Here is a 19037-nt window from a genome sequence, read left to right as displayed (position 1 = left end):
TTATATATAAATGCTTATTTAAAAGTTTACTAAAAACCAGTGGTTTCAGTAAACTTTTAAATTTCACACTTTTACATTTTAACATCACCGTCAATCGATGTCAAGAACTCTTTAATTTGCATTTTTGTATTATTCTTCTATCTTTTCAACGGCTATATTTCTATATTTTTTCATTCCTGTTCCTGCTGGAATCAGCTTACCTAATATAACATTCTCTTTTAATCCTATTAAATGGTCTTCTTTTCCTTTTATTGCAGCTTCAGTTAAAACCCTTGTAGTTTCTTGGAATGAAGCAGCTGATAAGAATGATTCTGTCGCAAGAGATGCTTTAGTTATTCCAAGTAATACTCTCTTAGCAGTCGCTGGTCTAAGCCCACTAGCTATAGCTTCATCATTACATTTTTCAAATGTTAATACATCTTCATAACCACCTGGTAATAAATCTGTATCTCCTGGGTCTTCAACTTTAACTTTAGATAGCATTTGTCTTACTATAACTTCTATATGCTTATCGTTAACGTCAACCCCTTGAAGTCTATAAACTCTTTGAACCTCTTTAACTATATACTCTTGAACTCCACCTATACCTTTAACTCTTACGATATCATGTGGATTTATAGAACCTTGCGTTAAAGCATCTCCAGCTTTAACCATTTGACCTTGCTTAACTCTTAATCTAGAGTTATACGCTATGGCGTAAACTTGTTTTTCACCTTCATGTGGTACAACTATTATTTCTTTTCTCTTGCCTGTTTCATCTATTTCAACTCTACCATCTATTTCAGCTATTACAGCTAAACCTTTAGGCTTTCTTGCTTCAAATAACTCTTCAACCCTTGGAAGACCCTGAGTTATATCTCCACCGGCAACCCCACCTGTATGGAATGTACGCATTGTAAGCTGCGTACCCGGTTCACCGATTGATTGAGCAGCTATTATACCTATAGCTTCACCTATATTAACTTCTTTTCCAGTAGCTAAGTTTCTACCATAACATTTTGAACAAACACCATGTCTAGTTTTACAGTTAAGAACAGTTCTTATTTGAACTTCTTCTATCCCTGCTGCTACCATCTCTTCAGCTTGTTCTTCCATTATCATAGCATCAGCTTCCACTATAACTTCACCAGTATTAGGATTTACTATAGGATCTATAGTATATCTTCCTACTATTCGGTCATAGATTTCTTCAATAACTTCGTTACCTTCCTTTATAGCTACGATTGTTGAAGTATCAGTAGTTCCACAATCATAATCTCTAACTATAACATCTTGAGAAACGTCAACAAGTCTTCTTGTTAAGTATCCTGAATCGGCTGTACGAAGAGCTGTATCTGAAAGTCCTTTTCTAGCACCATGTGATGATATAAAGTATTCCATAACTGATAACCCTTCACGGAAGTTAGATTTAACCGGGATCTCTACTGTTTTACCAGATGCATTGGCCATAAGACCACGCATACCAGCTAACTGTCTTATCTGGTTTTTAGAACCTCTGGCTCCTGAATGGGCCATTATATAAATATTGTTCATTCTTTCAAGTCCATTCATAAGTGCGTCAGTTACTTTATTAGTAGTTTCTGTCCAAGTTTCTATAACTTTCTCATATCTTTCTTCATCAGATATAAGTCCTCTTCCGTAAGCTTTTTCAAACTTATCAACTTGTTTTTCAGCAGCAGCTATATATTCTGCTTTTTCTTTTGGTACTTTCATATCTGCAACAGCAACTGTTATACCACCAACTGTAGAATATTTAAATCCTAAAGCTTTTATGTGGTCTAGAACTTCTGCAGTTTTTGTATTACCATGTCTTCTAAAGCATTTGTCTATTATTTTACCTAATGCTTTTTTATCAACTAAGAAATCTATTTCTAATTTAAATTTATCTACATTTCTATCTACAAATCCTAAGTCTTGAGGCATATTTTCATTAAATATGAATCTACCTACAGTACTTTCTATTAATCCTTTTGTTCCATCTGGGAATACTTTTCTTACTTTAACAGTAGCATGTAATTCCACAGCTTTAGTTTGGTAAGCCATTAATAATTCATTGTAGTCTTTAAATATACTTCCTGTTCCTTTTTCTCCACCTTGTGATTCTATTGTTAAGTAATAACTTCCTAGAACCATATCTTGAGATGGAGTAGTTATAGGAGAACCATCTTTAGGCGCAAGTATATTATTTACAGAAAGCATTAAGAATCTTGCTTCTGCTTGTGCTTCAACAGATAAAGGAACGTGAACGGCCATTTGGTCACCATCGAAGTCAGCATTATATGCTGTACATACAAGTGGATGTAACTTAATCGCTTTTCCTTCAACTAATATTGGTTCAAATGCCTGTATACCTAATCTGTGTAGTGTCGGTGCACGGTTAAGTAAAACTGGATGGCTCTTGATTACATCTTCAAGTACATCCCATACTTCTGGTTTTACTTTTTCAACTATAGACTTAGCACTCTTAATATTGTGTGCATAACCTTCTTTAACTAATCTATCCATTACGAATGGCTTGAATAGTTCAAGTGCCATTTTTCTTGGAAGACCACATTGATAGAATTTAAGTTCTGGTCCAACAACGATAACAGAACGTCCTGAGTAGTCAACACGTTTACCAAGTAAGTTCTGACGGAAACGTCCTTGCTTACCTTTTAACATGTCTGATAAAGACTTAAGTGGTCTATTACCAGGTCCAGTTACCGGTCTTCCTCTTCTACCATTGTCTATTAGAGCATCTACTGCTTCTTGAAGCATTCTCTTTTCATTTCTAACGATGATATCAGGAGCTCCAAGTTCTAATAATCTTTTAAGTCTGTTATTTCTGTTTATAACTCTTCTATATAAGTCATTTAAGTCAGAAGTTGCAAATCTACCTCCATCTAATTGAACCATAGGTCTTAAATCTGGTGGAATTACTGGTATAGCATCTAATATCATCCATTCTGGTTTATTTCCAGATTTTCTGAATGCTTCAACAACTTCTAATCTTCTTATTGTTCTTACTCTTTTTTGTCCAGTACTGTCTTTTAAGTCATCTCTTAACATTTTAGACTCTTTTTCTAAATCTATTTTTTGTAAAAGTTTCTTAACAGCTTCTGCACCCATTCCAACTTCAAAAGTGTTTCCGTGTTCTCTGTAAACAGTTCTAAACTTATCTTCGTTTATTAACTCTTTTTCATTTAATCCTGTTTCTCCTGGATCAATAACAACATAAGAAGCAAAATATAATATTTTTTCTAGTGATCTAGGTGACATGTCAAGTAAAAGACCCATTCTACTTGGTATTCCTTTGAAATACCAGATGTGAGACATAGGAGCTGCAAGCTCTATATGTCCCATTCTAGATCTTCTTACTTTAGATTTAGTGACTTCAACACCACATCTATCACATATTACACCTTTATATCTAACTCTTCTGTATTTCCCACAATGACATTCCCAGTCTTTTTGTGGTCCAAATATTCTTTCACAGAATAAACCGTCTTTCTCTGGCTTTAAAGTACGGTAGTTTATCGTTTCTGGTTTCTTTACTTCACCATAAGACCATTCTCTTATTCTTTCTGGAGAAGCTAATCCTATTTTAATCGACTCGAAATTGTTTAATTCAAACAAGGAGTTCTCTCCCTTCTATTTGATATTTATTTTATAAAACTACATTTCATAATCATCGTTCCCATCATTACTGTAGTCAAAATCATCGTAACTCATATCATCTAATAATTCTTCATCTTCTTCAACTTCTATTTCTTCTATCATGTGATTTTCCTGAACATCAGTATCATCGCTAACTACTGAACCTTCAAAATCACCTTCTGGTTCATCGAAGTCAACATTTTCTTTAACTTCTAATTCTTCATCTTCTTCTGATAATATTTTTACATCTAAACATAAAGATTGAAGTTCTTTTATTAATACTTTAAATGATTCTGGTATACCTGGTTCAGGTATGTTTTCACCTTTAACGATAGCTTCGTAAGTTCTAACACGGCCAACAACATCATCTGACTTAACAGTAAGTATCTCTTGTAGGATGTGAGACGCACCATATGCTTCTAACGCCCAAACCTCCATCTCACCGAATCTTTGTCCACCAAATTGTGCTTTACCACCAAGCGGTTGTTGAGTAACTAGTGAGTATGGTCCTGTACTTCTTGCATGTAACTTATCATCTACTAAATGGTGAAGTTTTAAGTAGTACATGTATCCAACTGTTATTCTGTTGTCAAATGTTTCGCCTGTTCTACCATCAAATAAAGTTAATTTTCCATCTCTTGAATATCCTGCCTCTTCAAGAGCATCTTGAATATCATACTCATTCGCTCCATCGAATACTGATGTAGCAACATGCCATCCTAATTTCTTAGCTGCAAGCCCTAAGTGCATTTCAAGAACCTGACCAATATTCATACGAGATGGTATACCCTGAGGATTAAGAACTATATCCATAGGTGTTCCGTCTTCCATAAACGGCATATCTTCTTCTGGTAATACTCTTGAGATAACCCCTTTATTACCATGACGTCCAGCCATTTTATCTCCGACTTTTATTTTTCTTTTCTTAGCGATGTAACATCTTACACTTTCGTTTACACCTGGTGATAAGTCATCGCCATTTTCTCTTGTGAATACTTTTATATCAACTATTATACCAGATTCTCCATGAGGAACTTTAAGAGATGTATCTCTAACTTCTCTTGCTTTTTCTCCGAATATTGCACGAAGTAATCTTTCTTCTGCAGTAAGTTCAGTTTCTCCTTTTGGAGTTACTTTACCAACTAATATATCTCCTGAATCTACTTCAGCACCTATTCTAATTATACCTCTTTCATCTAAGTTCTTAATGGCATTCTCAGATACGTTTGGTATATCTCTAGTAATTTCTTCTGGTCCTAGTTTAGTATCTCTTGCTTCACATTCATACTCTTCTATATGAATTGTTGATAATCTATCTTCTTTAACAAGTCTTTCATTTATTAAAACAGCATCCTCATAGTTGTATCCTTCCCAAGTCATGAAGGCTATCAGGCAGTTTCTTCCTAAAGCTACTTCTCCTAAGTCTGTTGCTGGACCATCTGCTATAACATCACCAGCTTCTATCATATCATTTTTGCTTATGATAGGAGTTTGGTTAACACATGTACCAGAGTTAGATCTTTTGAATTTAAGCAGTTTATATTTGTCTTTATTTCCATCTTCTCTTTTTATTATTATTTCATCTGCAGTAACTCTTTCTGCTATACCAGAATGTTTAGCTACCACAACTGCTCCTGAGTCTTTTGCTGCTCTATATTCACAGCCAGTTCCTATGATCGGTGCTTCTCTTCTTACAAGAGGCACGGCTTGACGTTGCATGTTTGATCCCATTAGGGCACGGTTGGCATCATCATTTTCAAGGAATGGTATCATAGCCGTAGCTATAGAAACAACTTGTTTTGGAGATATATCCATAAAATCTACTCTATTAGCAGGAAGTAATTCAACAGTACCATTAACTGTTCTACAAACTACTCTATTGTTTACAAACTCACCATTTTCATTTAATGGTTCATTCGCTTGGGCTCTTACAAATATATCTTCTTCATCAGCAGTTAAATATTGAATTTCATCTGTTATTCTTCCAGTTTCTTTATCATATTTTCTGTAAGGAGATTCTATAAATCCATATTCATTTATTTTAGCATAAGTTCCTAGAGAGTTTATAAGACCGATATTTGGTCCTTCTGGAGTCTCTATAGGACACATTCTACCGTAATGAGAATGATGAACGTCACGCACTTCGAATCCAGCTCTTTCTCTTGAAAGTCCACCTGGTCCTAATGCTGATAATCTTCTCTTATGAGTTAATTCTGACAATGGATTTGTTTGATCCATGAACTGAGATAACTGAGAGCTACCAAAGAATTCTTTAATCGCAGCTGAAACAGGTCTTATATTTACTAATGCTTGTGGAGTTATAGATTCCATGTCTTGTACAGTCATTCTTTCTCTTATAACTCTTTCCATTCTTGAAAGACCAATTCTTACTTGATTTTGTAATAATTCACCAACAGATCTTATTCTTCTATTTCCTAAGTGGTCTATATCATCTATAGTTCCAACATCACAAAATAGATTAAATTGATAGTTTATAGATGCTATAATATCGTCTAATAAGATATGTTTTGGTATTAATTCCCTCATTCTTATTCTTAAAGCTTCTTTTATTTCTTCTTCAGTAGTACATTCAGCTAAAATTTCTTTTAATGTTGGATAATGTACTTTTTCTTTGATTTTTAAATCATCTATATCAAATTTAATATGAGACTTGATGTCTACAAAATTATTTCCTATTACTTTAACTTTTTTGTCTTCTTCAGCTAAAACGCGAACAACGTTTATACCCGAATTTTGTATCTCGCAAGCTTTTTCGTAAGATATTTTTTCTCCATCTTTTACGAAAACTTCTCCTGTTTCAGGATTTATTATGTCTTCGCAAGATATTCTGTTCATTATTCTATAAGCTAATGCTAATTTCTTATTGAACTTATATCTTCCTACTTTTGCTAAGTCATATCTTTTTGCATCAAAGAATAAAGCATTAATTAATGATGATGCACTCTCTACAGTAGGTGGTTCACCTGGTCTTAATTTCTTATAAATTTCAACTAAGCCTGACTCTACTGAATTAGTATTGTCTTTGTCTAATGTAGCTAGCAATCTTTCATCTTCACCTAATAGCTCTTTTATTTCTTCATCTGTTCCTATACCTAATGCTCTTAAAAGAACTGTTACAGGTTGTTTTCTTGTTCTATCAACTCTTACATAGATAACATCATTAGTATCAGTTTCATATTCTAACCATGCTCCTCTATTTGGTATAACAGTTGAAGATATCATTTTTTTACCAGTTTTCATATCTCTATCAAGTGCATAGTATACACCAGGAGATCTAACCAGCTGACTTACTATAACTCTTTCCGCTCCATTAATAACAAAAGTTCCTCTATCTGTCATAAGAGGGAAATCTCCCATGAAGACCTTTTGTTCCTTAATTTCTCCAGTCTCTTTATTTATAAGTCTTACTTTTACATTTAGAGGTGCATGATATGTAGCATCTCTTTCTTTACACTCTTCTATATCGTATTTTGGTTTTTCGTCTAAAGAGTAATCTACGAATTCTAATATTAAATTTCCTGTGTAGTCTTCTATTGGAGAAATGTCCTCAAATACTTCTTTTAAACCTTCTTCTAAAAACCACTTATAGGAATCAACTTGTATTTCTATAAGATTTGGTAAATCAGCTATTTCTTTTATTTTAGAAAAGCTCATTCTAGTTCTCTTACCTATCGTGACAGGGTATGGCATTCACTTTTCACCTCTCAATAATTAAAAATAAAACCATTGTGATTCTAACGCATCTAGGAATTATACCACAAATCTGACTAAATTTCAATATTCTTATTGCCCAATCTTTTTAATTTTATGTATTAAAATTTTATCACAAAATATGCATTATTTATTATGCTCAAAAAATCAAACAATAATTCTAGTTTTTTAAAAAATTTCCAAACTAGAGAATAGAAAACAGAAGTAAGTTTACATCTACTTTCTATTCTCTAGTTTATCATTTCATTTTTAGCTTAAAAAAAGGCATCTAACTAAGATGCCTTTTATATTTTTATATTAGCTTTTAATAACTATATTATAATTATTTAACTTCTACAGAAGCTCCAGTTTCTTCTAATTTAGCTTTCATTTCTTCAGCTTCTTCTTTAGAAACTCCTTCTTTTAATGTTTTAGGAGCGTTATCAACTAATTCTTTAGCTTCTTTTAATCCTAAACCAGTTATTTCTCTAACAGCTTTTATAACTTTAACTTTTGATGCACCAGCGCTAGCTAATACTACATCAAATTCAGTTTTTTCTTCAGCAGCAGCTCCACCAGCAGCACCAGCAACCATTACTGGAGCAGAAGCAGATACACCGAATTTTTCTTCTGCAGCTTTTACTAATTCATTTAATTCTGTAACTTTCATTTGCTCTATAGCTTCTAATATTTGTTCTATTGTCATTTTTCGCACCTCCGAAATTATTTTCTAATTTTTTATTATTATCTTTTATAATTGTTAATTTTTAATTAACTGACAATTAAGCTTCTTGTCCTTCTTTTTCTTTTATTAACGCGTCTAATAAGTAAGCAAAGTTAGACATTGGAGCTTTTAAGCTACCAAGTAACTTAGCAAGAAGAACTTCTCTTGGTGGTATGTTAGCAAATTCAACGATTTGAGCTTCGTTATAGAATGCACCTTCAACAACACCCATTTTTAATTTCATTTTTGGATGAGAATCCATAAATTCTTTTATAACTCTAGCTGGAGCTATTGGATCTTCGTAACCGAATGCTATAGCATTAGTTCCTACTAATAATTCATCATTGAACTCAGATATTCCAACTTCTTGAGCTGCTCTTCTTACTAAAGTATTTTTGTATACTTTGTATTCAACACCAGCTTCTCTCATTTTCTTTCTAAGTTCTGTAACTTCTTCAACTGTAAGTCCTTTGTAATCAACAACTATAGTAGAAGATGATTTTTGTAATTTTTCAACTATCTCTGCAACAACTTGTGATTTTATTTGTAAAGCTTCTCTCATCTAGATGTGCACCTCCTTCACCATGTAGGTTATAATTCGCCGCGATTCATCATATAAAAAGCTTTTATATTATCTATTGCATAGACCACATAAAAGCTTTAGTATTATCATTTATCTAAAACCTCGGTAGGGTATTTAAGCTAAAGCACCTACTGTCTACGGCAAATTTATTCAATTTTATATCAACAAATGTTATATTAACATTTTTGTTAACTTGTGTCAACTGGAATAATTAATCAATAATTAGTCAGTTATCTTAGCTGCGTTTATTTTTACCCCAGGTCCCATTGTAGAAGCAACTGTTATACTTCTTAAGTAAGTTCCTTTTGCTGAAGATGGCTTAGCTTTTACTATAGCAGACATTAATGTTGCAAAGTTTTCAGCTAGTTTTTCTCCACCGAAAGATACTTTCCCTACTGGAACGTGAACTATATTGTTTTTGTCTAATCTGTATTCAACTTTACCAGCTTTTATTTCTTCTATAGCTTTAGTAACATCAAATGTAACTGTTCCTGATTTTGGGTTTGGCATTAAACCTTTTGGTCCTAATACTCTACCTAATCTACCAACTACACCCATCATATCTGGAGTAGCAACAACTACATCAAAGTCAAACCAGTTTTCTTTTTGTATTTTTTGTACTAAATCTTCAGCACCTACGAAATCAGCACCTGCAGCTTGAGCTTCTGCAGCTTTTTCTCCTTTAGCGAAAACTAAAACTTTTTTAGTTTTACCAGTTCCGTGAGGTAATACTATAGCACCTCTAACTTGTTGGTCAGCATGACGTCCGTCAACACCTAATTTTATATGAGCTTCTACAGTCTCATCAAACTTAGCTGCAGCTATTTCAGCAACTAAATCTAAAGCTTCTTTTGAATCATATAATTTTGTTCTATCTATTTTTGCTAATGCTTGAGCATATTTTTTACTTTTATTAGCCATTTTATTTTCCTCCTGTGGTTTATTTACGGTTTTGCAACCTCCCACTTCTATACGAAGTGTCTAATCAAAAATTAGTCTTCTACTATGATACCCATACTTCTTGCAGTACCAGCTATCATTCTCATAGCAGCTTCTACTGAAGCAGCATTTAAGTCTGGCATTTTTAATTCAGCTATTTCTCTAACTTGAGCTGAAGTTAAAGTTGCAACTTTCTTTTTATTTGGTTCTCCAGACGCAGTGTCTAAACCAGCAGCTTTCTTTAATAATACTGCAGCTGGTGGAGTTTTAGTTATGAAGCTGAAAGATCTATCTTGATATACAGTTATAACAACTGGTATTATCATTCCAGCTTGATCTGCAGTTTTTGCATTGAATTCTTTAGTGAATCCCATTATGTTAACCCCATGTTGTCCTAATGCTGGACCAACTGGTGGAGCTGGAGTAGCCTTTCCTGCAGGTATTTGTAATTTTATTTGACCTATAACTTTTTTAGCCATTACGATCGCACCTCCTCAGATTTCCTATTGCGTTATTATATTCTTTCTATGTTTTTAAGACTCATCTCAAGTGGTGTTTCTTTCCCACCAAATGCGTCTATACATATTCTTGCTGTGTCATTATTTGTGTCAACATGTTTAACAGTTCCTGTTTGACCTACAAATGGGCCAGTTGTAATTTTTACAACTTCACCAACTTCTAAATCTTCTGGACCGTTTACTTTAAATACCGTTAAATCAATTCCCATTGCTTCAACTTCGGCTTCACTTAGTGGTACCGGTTTAGATCCAGGCCCTACAAATCCCGTAACGCCTTTAGTATTTCTTACTATATACCAAGATTCATCAGTTATTATCATTTTGATTAAAACGTAACTTGGATATATTTTTCTTTGTCTAACTTTTTCTTTTCCTGTTTTTGTAGTTTCCACTACATCTTCAGTTGGTACAACCACATCTGTTATGAATTGTTCCATGCCTCTTGTTTTTACGGCTTTTTCTATGGTAGCTTTAACTTTGTTTTCATGTCCTGAATAAGTATGAACTACATACCATCTTGCTTCTTGTAACTCTGACATTTGTTTTCTCCTTTTAATCTATTTTAGTATTAATCCTAGTGCACCAGATAATACAGTGTCTAATCCCCATACTAATATAGTAAACGAAATAATTGTAGCTAAAACTATACCTGTGTTTTTTAGCAATTCGGTTTTGGTTGACCATGTAACTCTTGAAAGTTCTTGCTTAGTACCTTTTAAATATCCCACTAAACCAGACTTTTTCTTAACCTTTTGGCTCTCTTGAGTTGCCATCCACACTCACATCCTTAAAATAAGACTATTTTGTTTCTTTATGAGTAGTATGTTTCTTACAGAATTTACAGTATTTGTTTAACTCAATTCTGTCTGGATTGTTCTTTTTGTTTTTTGTAGTGTTGTAGTTTCTTTGCTTACATTCTGAACAAGCTAAAGTTACTTTTACTCTCATCTGCTACACCTCCAAATTTGTAAATACAATAATATATATTGTTAAATAATATCTTAAGCATTTATTTTTAAAATCAACGCTAGATATTATCACCTTCCTTAAATCATTACTTTGTATAAGTTATCACAAATTTATATTGATGTCAATGTTTTTGTAAGTTTACTGCTAAAAAAAGAGAGGCCTTAACCCCTCTTTATTTCTATATATAAATAACCTATTTATAGATTATTCTATTATTGTTGCTACAACTCCTGAAGCTACTGTTCTTCCACCTTCTCTGATGGCGAATCTTAATCCTTCTTCAACACATATAGAGTTTATTAAATCAACTTCTATAGTTACGTTATCTCCAGGCATTACCATTTCTGTTCCTTCTGGTAATTTACAAGCTCCTGTTACGTCTGTTGTTCTGAAGTAGAATTGTGGTCTGTATCCATCGAAGAATGGAGTATGTCTTCCACCTTCTTCTTTTTTAAGAACGTATATCTCTGCAGTGAACTTTGTATGAGCGTTAACTGAACCTGGCTTAGCTAATACTTGTCCTCTTTCGATATCATCTCTTTGAACACCTCTTAATAATGCTCCTATATTATCTCCAGCTTGTGCGCTATCTAATAATTTTCTGAACATTTCTACACCAGTTACAACAACTTTTCTTGGCTCTTCAGTTAATCCAACTAATTCAACCTCGTCTTGTACTTTTAATACTCCTCTTTCTACTCTACCTGTAGCAACTGTTCCTCTTCCTGTTATAGAGAATACGTCTTCTACTGGCATTAAGAATGGCTTATCTACATCTCTCTCTGGAGCTGGTATATATTCATCTATTTGTTCGAATAATTCAACTATTTTGTCTCCCCACTCTGATGAAGAATCTTCTAATGCTTTTAATGCAGATCCTCTTATTATTGGAGTGTCATCTCCTGGGAATTCATATTCGTTTAATAATTCTCTTACTTCCATTTCAACTAATTCTAATAATTCTTCGTCGTCTACCATGTCACATTTATTTAAGAATACTACTATGTATGGTACACCAACTTGTCTTGATAATAGTATATGCTCTCTTGTTTGTGGCATTGGTCCATCAGTTGCTGAACAAACTAATATAGCACCATCCATTTGAGCTGCTCCTGTTATCATGTTTTTAACGTAGTCAGCATGTCCTGGGCAGTCAACGTGAGCATAGTGTCTGTTTGGAGTTTCATATTCAACGTGAGCTGTTGATATTGTGATTCCTCTTTCTCTTTCTTCTGGAGCTTTATCTATATTAGCGAAATCTACAGCTTCTCCTAGTTGATATCTGTCAAATAATGTTTTTGTTATTGCAGCTGTTAATGTAGTTTTACCGTGGTCAACGTGACCTATTGTTCCTATATTAACGTGTGGTTTATTTCTTTCAAATTTAGCCTTAGCCATTTTAAAATACCTCCTGTTGTATTTAATATAATTTAAAATGCTTACTATAAGCCTATGATAAGTATTTTACTATTAATCATTCCTGTTTTCAAGATGTTTTTCCAATTTTCTCTTCACTCTTTGAAGAGCATTATCTATTGATTTTACATCTCTATCAAGCTTGTCCGCAATATATTGATAAGACTTCCCATTTAAGTATAATTCCAGTACTTCAAGTTCTAAATCACTAAGAAGTTCATTCATTTTATTTTCTATGTTTCTTAGTTCTTCTTTGCTTATTATTAGTTCTTCTGGATCAGTAACTATACTAGTTGCTATAATATCCAAAAGAGTTCTATCTGACTCTTCATCATAAATAGGTTTATTCAAAGATACATACGAGTTAAGAGGTATATGTTTTTGTCTTGTTGCTGTTTTAATTGCAGTTATTATCTGCCTAGTAATACAAATTTCAGCGAAACACTTAAATGAATTTGTTTTACTTCCATCAAAATCTCTTACCGCTTTATACAGGCCTATCATTCCCTCTTGAATTATATCTTCCTTATCAGCACCTACCAAAAAGTAGGATTTTGCCTTTGCTTTAACAAAGTTCTTATATTTTGTAATAATGTATTCTAATGCTATTTTATCCCCATTGCTTGCTTTTAATACAATATTATACTCATCCTGCTGGTTATTATCTAAGACTCTGTAATCATTATCATTAGCTACTAACATTAAAATCTCCCCCAATTAAAAGTTTCATAAGTACATTATAGCTTATGAAACTTAGTGTTTTCAATGCTTTCTACGAATGTTCTCAAGTTTCGACAATATATCTTTATCTAACCGTTCTTCCAAAAAATTTCGCTGTATTTTTTGCTGGCGTTTTCCTTGTTCTTCTTTAATTTTTACTATTGCACTGTCTACATAGAGTTTTAACTCTCTCGCTGATATTCTAGAAGCCCCTTTACCTAAAACAATTTGTTGTTCTGCATAGTCGCTAGTGGCAACTTCTATATCGTCATACTTTGATAATGAACTTATGTATTTTTCTATGAAACTGTCTGCTGTTTGATGTTCTTTTGTATAAACTATAGTTATATATTTTCTTTCTTCTATTTTTTCTTTAGAACTTTTCACATTATAAGCATCAAATACTATTATCGCTTTTTTCCCAGTATACTGTGCATATTCAATAATGTAATGAATCAGCTTTTCTCTAGCATCTTCCAAATCATCTTTAGATATTTCTTTTAAATTATCCCATGCGTTTATAATATTGTAACCATCTATTATTAAATAAGCGTTTCTATTGTGTCTCCTCATTTTTTAATTTTTAGCCTTTATTTCTCTGTCTAAATATTTCATAAAGAAGTATTCCTCCTGCTACAGAAGCATTCAGAGATGTTACATTACCTGTCATCGGCATTTTTACAGTAAAGTCACAATTTTGTTTTACTAACCTGGATATACCGAATCCTTCACTTCCTATAACTAGTCCAATAGGACCTGTTAAATTTTGTTCATAGAAAACTTCTCCATCCATATCTGCTGCAGCTATCCAAAGACCTTCTTCTTTTAATCTTTTTATTGTGTTGACTATATTGGTTACTTTACAAACAGGTACATATTCCACAGCTCCAGCTGATGCTTTAGCAACAACAGGAGTAATATGTACAGATCTTCTCTTTGGTATTATAACTCCATGAGCTCCAACAGCATCTGCTGTTCTAATTATAGTTCCTAAATTATGTGGATCAGTAATTTCATCTAATATTATAAAGAACATATCTTCTTTTGTACTTTTTGCTTTTTCTATTAATTCTTCTAACTCATAATATTCATACTCACTTACAACAGCTATTACACCTTGATGTGCATGACTTGTACTTATTTCATCTAATTTATTTTTATTAACATATTGTACAACTACATTTTTATCCTTAGCCATTCCTATTATCTTTTTTATAGAACCTTCTTTTGCTCCATTTGCAATCATTATTTTATCTATCTGTCTATCACTTTTTAAAACTTCAATTACGGGATTTCTTCCCTCTATATTTGTCAATTTCGTTCACCGCCTATAAATTTTTGAATTTTTCCCTTATGCTGACTATTTCACCACAACTCATTTTTCCTTCTGGACATGGTCCTTTTACACACTTCGGTCCACAGTTTTTAAATAGTATTGGTGCAACTGTTTTTACTTCTTTTAGCATCTGCGTTGCTAACTCTCTTATTTCCCACTGTGCTCTTTCACAGCATCTATGTTCAAAGAAATTATATAAACTTCTTGTATTTATTGTAAATACCATTTTAGTTTCACAAGCATTAGGAAATACATATCTAGCATCCTCGATAGCTATTTTTTCACCTTGAGATTTAGCTTCTTTTTCACTTTTACCTTCTTCTATTAATTTCTTATATTTTTTTTCAAATAGTATATCAACTAATTTATCATAATCTTCTTGATCTTTTTTCATAGACTGAATAAATATTTTTTTAGCTTCTTCTATTTTTTCAATTTGTGGAGGAATAATGTACTCAAACTGATCTAGCTTAACATACCTCTGACTTTGCTGAGAAAAACTAGCTATTCTATGTCTTACTATTTGGTGAGAACAACTTCTAGATATTCCTTCTATCCCAAATGTAAATGATACATGCTCTAACGGAGATTCATGTCCCATATTAATCAACACATTTAAAAACTTTTCTATGCTTTCATCACTTAAATTTTCTTCTATTTCATCTACTCCTACTGGAGAATAACAAAGCTTAGCTGCCATAGCTATAACTTTTTCAGGCTGTGGAGTATGTGCTAATAGTTTTACTTTCATCCATTTACCTCCTAGTTCTATTGTTATAAATATATTATACTATATTACCATATAGTTTACGGAATATTTTAAAAAATGATATATAATTCTCTTTATTTCAATAGGTTTACCAACTAAATAAAAAAGTATTGCACAAATGGCAATACTTTTTTTATTACATATTACTTTCTATTATAGAAATCCCTTTATATACTATATATTCAAGTCTTTCTTTATCTTCTTTTAAATATAGGTATCCCACTAGAGCTTCAAATCCAGTTGCACATTTATAATCTATAATGTCTGCATTTTTAGGAGATGTATGAGACTTTTGATTTCTTCCTCTTTTGTATATTCTATTTTCTTCTTCCGTAAGCTCTTCAGCCATACCATGTATTATGGATGCTTGAGCCTTTGCATTTGAATATTTAATTGCAGTTTTGTGTAAATCATTAACTTTTTTATTACAATTGTCTCTTATTAAATATTCTCTTATATAAGATTCATATACTGTGTCTCCTAAATAAGCTAATACCAACGGTGACATTGTCACTAATTGTGTTTTATCCATTTTATGCTCTTCTCCATTTAACTCCTTGTCTTGTGTCTTCAAGTACAATACCTTTTTCTAATAGTTCATCTCTGATTTGGTCAGCTAGTTTAAAATCTTTATTTTTCTTAGCATTTGTTCTCGCTTCTATTAATTTTTCTATTTCTTCATCTAATATATCTTCTTGTTTTTTGTTCACAACATTTAGTACTTCAGTTAATTCATTAAATTCAGCTAAAACTTTATTAGCAAACTCTTTAGTTGAATTTTCATTAACATTAGAGTTCATAAACTTAGCTAATTCAAATATTATACTTACAGCATCAGCTGTATTTAAGTCATCATCCATAGCCTCTATAAATCTTTGTCTAAATGAATTTAATTCTTCTTCTAGTTTTAATTCTTCAGCATTTTCAGCATCATCACTTAATTTACTTATTATGAATTCTAATCTTTCCTTAGCATTGTATAATCTTTCAAGTCCAGCTTTAGATTGATTTAAGATTTCATCACTAAAGTTGATTGGATTTCTATAATGAGTTGATAGCATGAAAAATCTAACTATCTCTAAGTCATATAACTTTGATATATCTCTTACTGTAAAGAAATTCCCTTTTGATTTGCTCATCTTTTCATTATTAATGTTGATGTATTCATTGTGCATCCAGTAGTTTGAGAATGTTTTTCCACTTCTAGCTTCACTTTGGGCGATTTCATTTTCATGATGAGGGAATTTCAAGTCTTGCCCTCCAGCGTGTATATCTATAGTATCTCCTAAATATCTACGAGACATAACAGAACACTCTATATGCCATCCTGGTCTACCTTCCCCCCATGGACTCACCCATCCTGGTTCACCTTCCTTTTTTGCTTTCCATAAAACGAAGTCCATTGGATGTCTTTTTTGGTCATTTACTTCTATTCTTGAACCAGCTTCTAATTCTTCTTGTTTTATACCAGAAAGTTTTCCATAGCCATTGAATTTTTGAGTATCAAAATATACATCTCCATTTACTGCATATGCATATCCTTTTTCTTCTAACTCTTTAACAAACTCAATTATTTCCTCTATATTTTCTGTGACTTGTGGGTGTACAGTTGCTCTTTTTACTCCAAGTCCATCTGCATCTACAAAGTATTCCTCTATATATTTTTTAGCAACTTCTTCTGGTTTTATATTCTCTTCATGACCTCTTTTTATTATTTTATCATCTACATCTGTAAAGTTTTGAACATAAGTTACGTCATATCCTCTATATTCTAAATATCTTCTTAATGTATCAAAGATTATAAATGGTCTAGCATTGCCTACATGAATGTAGTTATATACTGTAGGACCACAAACATACATTTTAACCTTTCCTTCTTCTAATGGTTTAAACTCTTCTTTTGCTCTTGTCATGGTATTAAATAGTTTCATTTTCCCATCTCTCCTTTCTATTTAGTTTCCTTTTTATTATGTATTTAAAATATTATTCTATAAATAAATTTATTTCTTTTTAAGAGTAATGATATTATTATACCCTTATATATTTTGTTTCTAACTTTAATTTTGCTCACATAATCCAAAGAAAATACAAATATTTTCTAATAATTTTGCTCTACTATATTATTATACATAATTAACTCTTTATAAAAAACCTATTCTTTAACTTTTGTTAAATTAAAGCAAAAGAATTGCTACCTTTTTGATAGCAATTCTTATTTATTTATAATATGTTGTTTTTTACATAAGCTAATCTATTTAAGCAAGTATTTTTTCCTATAACTTCCATTATTTTATTAAGATCTGGACCATGCATTTGTCCTGTTAAACTTATTCTTGATCCCATAAATAAGTTTTTACCTTTTATTCCATGCTCTTTTTGTATTTCTTTAAGCATAGCTTTTGCAGTTGATTCATTTAAAACTTCCATGTTAGATAATTTTTCTATTAAGGCATCTACTAAAGTAGGTATATGCTCTAATTTTAAGAAGTCTCTACATTCTTCAGTTTCTAATTCAACCTTATCTCCAAAGAATATCGAAGCATGATCAGTTATTTCTTTTACATATTGCAATTTTTCTTTAAGAACCGAAACCATTCCTTTTAAGAAATCATATTTTTCTTTAGCTTCTTCTTCTGTTACGAAACCAGATTCCACTAAGAATGGTATAGCTAAGTTAGTTAAAACTTCGTCATCTCCATCTTTCATATAGTGTTGGTTAACCCAGTTTAATTTTTCTGTATCAAACACTCCACCGCTCTTAGAAACTCTCTCTATAGAGAAAGCTTGTTCAAGTTCTTCCATAGAGAATATTTCTTGGTTTTCTTCTGGAGACCAACCAACTAGTGCAACATAGTTAACTAATCCTTCTGGTAAGTATCCTTTTTGTTTGAAGTCTTCTACTGCAACGTCACCTTGTCTTTTACTTAATTTTTTCTTTTCTTTATTAAGTATGTTTGGTAAATGTACAAATGTTGGAGCTTCCCATCCGAATGCTTCATATAAGTATACATGTTTAGGAGTAGAAGAAACCCATTCTTCTCCTCTTATTACATGAGTAATACCCATTAAGTAATCATCAACTACAACAGCAAAGTGGTAAGTTGGGAATCCATCAGTTTTTATTAAAACTTGATCATCTAAATCATTAGTATTAAACTCAGTTTCTCCTCTAACACCATCCATGAATTTTATAACATGATTTTCTGGTAATCTAAGTCTTATAACATAAGGCTCTCCAGCTGCTATTTTGGCTTCAACTTCTTCTTTAGAAAGGTCTCTACAGTGACCATCATATTTAGCAGTTTCTCCTGCTTCTCTTTGTTTTTCTCTTACTTCATCTAATCTTTCTTTTGTACAGAAACAGTAGTAAGCTTTACCGTTATCTAAAAGTTCTTGAATATACTTTTGATATATATCTAATCTTTCAGATTGGATATATGGTCCACAATCACCTTTTTGCACCACATTTCCATTGTCATCTAACATAACTCCTTCTGTGTGATTTACGCCAGCCCATTTCATAGCATTTAGCATATTTTCTATTGCACCATCAACAAGTCTTGTTCTATCAGTATCTTCCACTCTTAATATGTATTCACCACCCATTTTTTTAGCGAATAAATAGTTATAAAGAGCTGTTCTTAAACTACCTATATGAACAAATCCTGTGGGACTTGGAGCAAATCTTACTCTAACATTACTCATCTTTTGCCTCC

At 32.2% G+C, this 19037-nt stretch carries 17 protein-coding genes and 1 other annotated feature; all 17 genes read right to left on the bottom strand.

The window, feature by feature from the left end; genetic code table 11:
- Positions 1-129: 129 nt before the first annotated feature.
- Positions 130-3615, bottom strand: coding sequence for a DNA-directed RNA polymerase subunit beta' (rpoC, locus tag TEGL_RS00565; protein ID WP_018590909.1), 3486 nt, complete (start codon positions 3613-3615; stop codon positions 130-132).
- 39 nt (positions 3616-3654) lie between these two features.
- On the bottom strand, positions 3655-7347 hold the full coding sequence (rpoB, locus tag TEGL_RS00560; protein ID WP_026255109.1) for a DNA-directed RNA polymerase subunit beta: 3693 nt from the start codon (positions 7345-7347) through the stop codon (positions 3655-3657).
- Between the two features lie 343 nt (positions 7348-7690).
- Complete coding sequence (gene rplL, locus TEGL_RS00555) at positions 7691-8053, bottom strand: 50S ribosomal protein L7/L12 (protein ID WP_018590907.1); 363 nt, start codon at positions 8051-8053, stop codon at positions 7691-7693.
- Between the two features lie 76 nt (positions 8054-8129).
- Positions 8130-8633, bottom strand: coding sequence for a 50S ribosomal protein L10 (gene rplJ, locus TEGL_RS00550; RefSeq protein ID WP_018590906.1), 504 nt, complete (start codon positions 8631-8633; stop codon positions 8130-8132).
- Positions 8634-8678: 45 nt separating this feature from the next.
- Positions 8679-8813, bottom strand: a sequence feature (ribosomal protein L10 leader region).
- A gap of 63 nt (positions 8814-8876) precedes the next feature.
- Positions 8877-9575 carry a 50S ribosomal protein L1 gene (gene rplA / locus TEGL_RS00545; RefSeq protein ID WP_018590905.1) on the bottom strand — a complete coding sequence of 233 codons (699 nt, stop codon included), beginning with the start codon at positions 9573-9575 and terminating at the stop codon, positions 8877-8879.
- Positions 9576-9646: 71 nt separating this feature from the next.
- Positions 9647-10072 (bottom strand): 50S ribosomal protein L11, encoded by a 426-nt coding sequence (gene rplK, locus TEGL_RS00540; RefSeq protein ID WP_018590904.1) that lies wholly within the window; start codon positions 10070-10072, stop codon positions 9647-9649.
- Between the two features lie 35 nt (positions 10073-10107).
- Positions 10108-10650 carry a transcription termination/antitermination protein NusG gene (gene nusG / locus TEGL_RS00535; RefSeq protein WP_018590903.1) on the bottom strand — a complete coding sequence of 181 codons (543 nt, stop codon included), beginning with the start codon at positions 10648-10650 and terminating at the stop codon, positions 10108-10110.
- Positions 10651-10668: 18 nt separating this feature from the next.
- Positions 10669-10884 carry a preprotein translocase subunit SecE gene (gene secE, locus TEGL_RS00530; RefSeq protein ID WP_018590902.1) on the bottom strand — a complete coding sequence of 72 codons (216 nt, stop codon included), beginning with the start codon at positions 10882-10884 and terminating at the stop codon, positions 10669-10671.
- A 25-nt stretch (positions 10885-10909) separates the two neighbouring features.
- Positions 10910-11059 carry a 50S ribosomal protein L33 gene (rpmG, locus tag TEGL_RS00525; protein WP_018590901.1) on the bottom strand — a complete coding sequence of 50 codons (150 nt, stop codon included), beginning with the start codon at positions 11057-11059 and terminating at the stop codon, positions 10910-10912.
- A 225-nt stretch (positions 11060-11284) separates the two neighbouring features.
- Positions 11285-12478 (bottom strand): elongation factor Tu, encoded by a 1194-nt coding sequence (tuf, locus tag TEGL_RS00520; protein WP_103980790.1) that lies wholly within the window; start codon positions 12476-12478, stop codon positions 11285-11287.
- Between the two features lie 72 nt (positions 12479-12550).
- A complete protein-coding gene (sigH, locus tag TEGL_RS00515; RefSeq protein WP_018590472.1) occupies positions 12551-13198 on the bottom strand; it encodes an RNA polymerase sporulation sigma factor SigH in 648 nt (215 codons plus the stop codon).
- A gap of 60 nt (positions 13199-13258) precedes the next feature.
- Complete coding sequence (locus TEGL_RS00510; protein ID WP_018590471.1) at positions 13259-13789, bottom strand: NYN domain-containing protein; 531 nt, start codon at positions 13787-13789, stop codon at positions 13259-13261.
- A 10-nt stretch (positions 13790-13799) separates the two neighbouring features.
- Entirely contained in the window at positions 13800-14531 is a 732-nt protein-coding gene (gene rlmB, locus TEGL_RS00505) for a 23S rRNA (guanosine(2251)-2'-O)-methyltransferase RlmB (protein WP_018590470.1), read from the bottom strand.
- A gap of 13 nt (positions 14532-14544) precedes the next feature.
- Complete coding sequence (thyX, locus tag TEGL_RS00500) at positions 14545-15303, bottom strand: FAD-dependent thymidylate synthase (RefSeq protein ID WP_018590469.1); 759 nt, start codon at positions 15301-15303, stop codon at positions 14545-14547.
- Between the two features lie 154 nt (positions 15304-15457).
- Positions 15458-15853, bottom strand: a complete 396-nt coding sequence (locus TEGL_RS00495; RefSeq protein ID WP_018590468.1) for a Mini-ribonuclease 3 — start codon at positions 15851-15853, stop codon at positions 15458-15460.
- A 1-nt stretch (position 15854) separates the two neighbouring features.
- Positions 15855-17252, bottom strand: coding sequence for a cysteine--tRNA ligase (gene cysS, locus TEGL_RS00490; RefSeq protein ID WP_018590467.1), 1398 nt, complete (start codon positions 17250-17252; stop codon positions 15855-15857).
- A 289-nt stretch (positions 17253-17541) separates the two neighbouring features.
- Positions 17542-19026 carry a glutamate--tRNA ligase gene (gene gltX / locus TEGL_RS00485; protein ID WP_018590466.1) on the bottom strand — a complete coding sequence of 495 codons (1485 nt, stop codon included), beginning with the start codon at positions 19024-19026 and terminating at the stop codon, positions 17542-17544.
- Positions 19027-19037 lie beyond the last annotated feature (11 nt).

The organism is Terrisporobacter glycolicus ATCC 14880 = DSM 1288 (genome assembly GCF_036812735.1).
Classification (GTDB): domain Bacteria; phylum Bacillota; class Clostridia; order Peptostreptococcales; family Peptostreptococcaceae; genus Terrisporobacter; species Terrisporobacter glycolicus.
This window is presented reverse-complemented; position numbering and strand designations above follow the sequence as displayed.

Excerpts from the sequence above, each read along its gene's own strand:
- rpoB (WP_026255109.1), bottom strand. The coding sequence starts at position 7,347 with ATGCCATACCCTGTCACGATAGGTAAGAGAACTAGAATGAGCTTTTCT.
- rplL (WP_018590907.1), bottom strand. The coding sequence starts at position 8,053 with ATGACAATAGAACAAATATTAGAAGCTATAGAGCAAATGAAAGTTACA.
- rplJ (WP_018590906.1), bottom strand. The coding sequence starts at position 8,633 with ATGAGAGAAGCTTTACAAATAAAATCACAAGTTGTTGCAGAGATAGTT.
- rplA (WP_018590905.1), bottom strand. The coding sequence starts at position 9,575 with ATGGCTAATAAAAGTAAAAAATATGCTCAAGCATTAGCAAAAATAGAT.
- rplK (WP_018590904.1), bottom strand. The coding sequence starts at position 10,072 with ATGGCTAAAAAAGTTATAGGTCAAATAAAATTACAAATACCTGCAGGA.
- nusG (WP_018590903.1), bottom strand. The coding sequence starts at position 10,650 with ATGTCAGAGTTACAAGAAGCAAGATGGTATGTAGTTCATACTTATTCA.
- secE (WP_018590902.1), bottom strand. The coding sequence starts at position 10,884 with ATGGCAACTCAAGAGAGCCAAAAGGTTAAGAAAAAGTCTGGTTTAGTG.
- rpmG (WP_018590901.1), bottom strand. The coding sequence starts at position 11,059 with ATGAGAGTAAAAGTAACTTTAGCTTGTTCAGAATGTAAGCAAAGAAAC.
- tuf (WP_103980790.1), bottom strand. The coding sequence starts at position 12,478 with ATGGCTAAGGCTAAATTTGAAAGAAATAAACCACACGTTAATATAGGA.
- sigH (WP_018590472.1), bottom strand. The coding sequence starts at position 13,198 with ATGTTAGTAGCTAATGATAATGATTACAGAGTCTTAGATAATAACCAG.
- TEGL_RS00510 (WP_018590471.1), bottom strand. The coding sequence starts at position 13,789 with ATGAGGAGACACAATAGAAACGCTTATTTAATAATAGATGGTTACAAT.
- thyX (WP_018590469.1), bottom strand. The coding sequence starts at position 15,303 with ATGAAAGTAAAACTATTAGCACATACTCCACAGCCTGAAAAAGTTATA.
- TEGL_RS00495 (WP_018590468.1), bottom strand. The coding sequence starts at position 15,853 with ATGGATAAAACACAATTAGTGACAATGTCACCGTTGGTATTAGCTTAT.
- cysS (WP_018590467.1), bottom strand. The coding sequence starts at position 17,252 with ATGAAACTATTTAATACCATGACAAGAGCAAAAGAAGAGTTTAAACCA.
- gltX (WP_018590466.1), bottom strand. The coding sequence starts at position 19,026 with ATGAGTAATGTTAGAGTAAGATTTGCTCCAAGTCCCACAGGATTTGTT.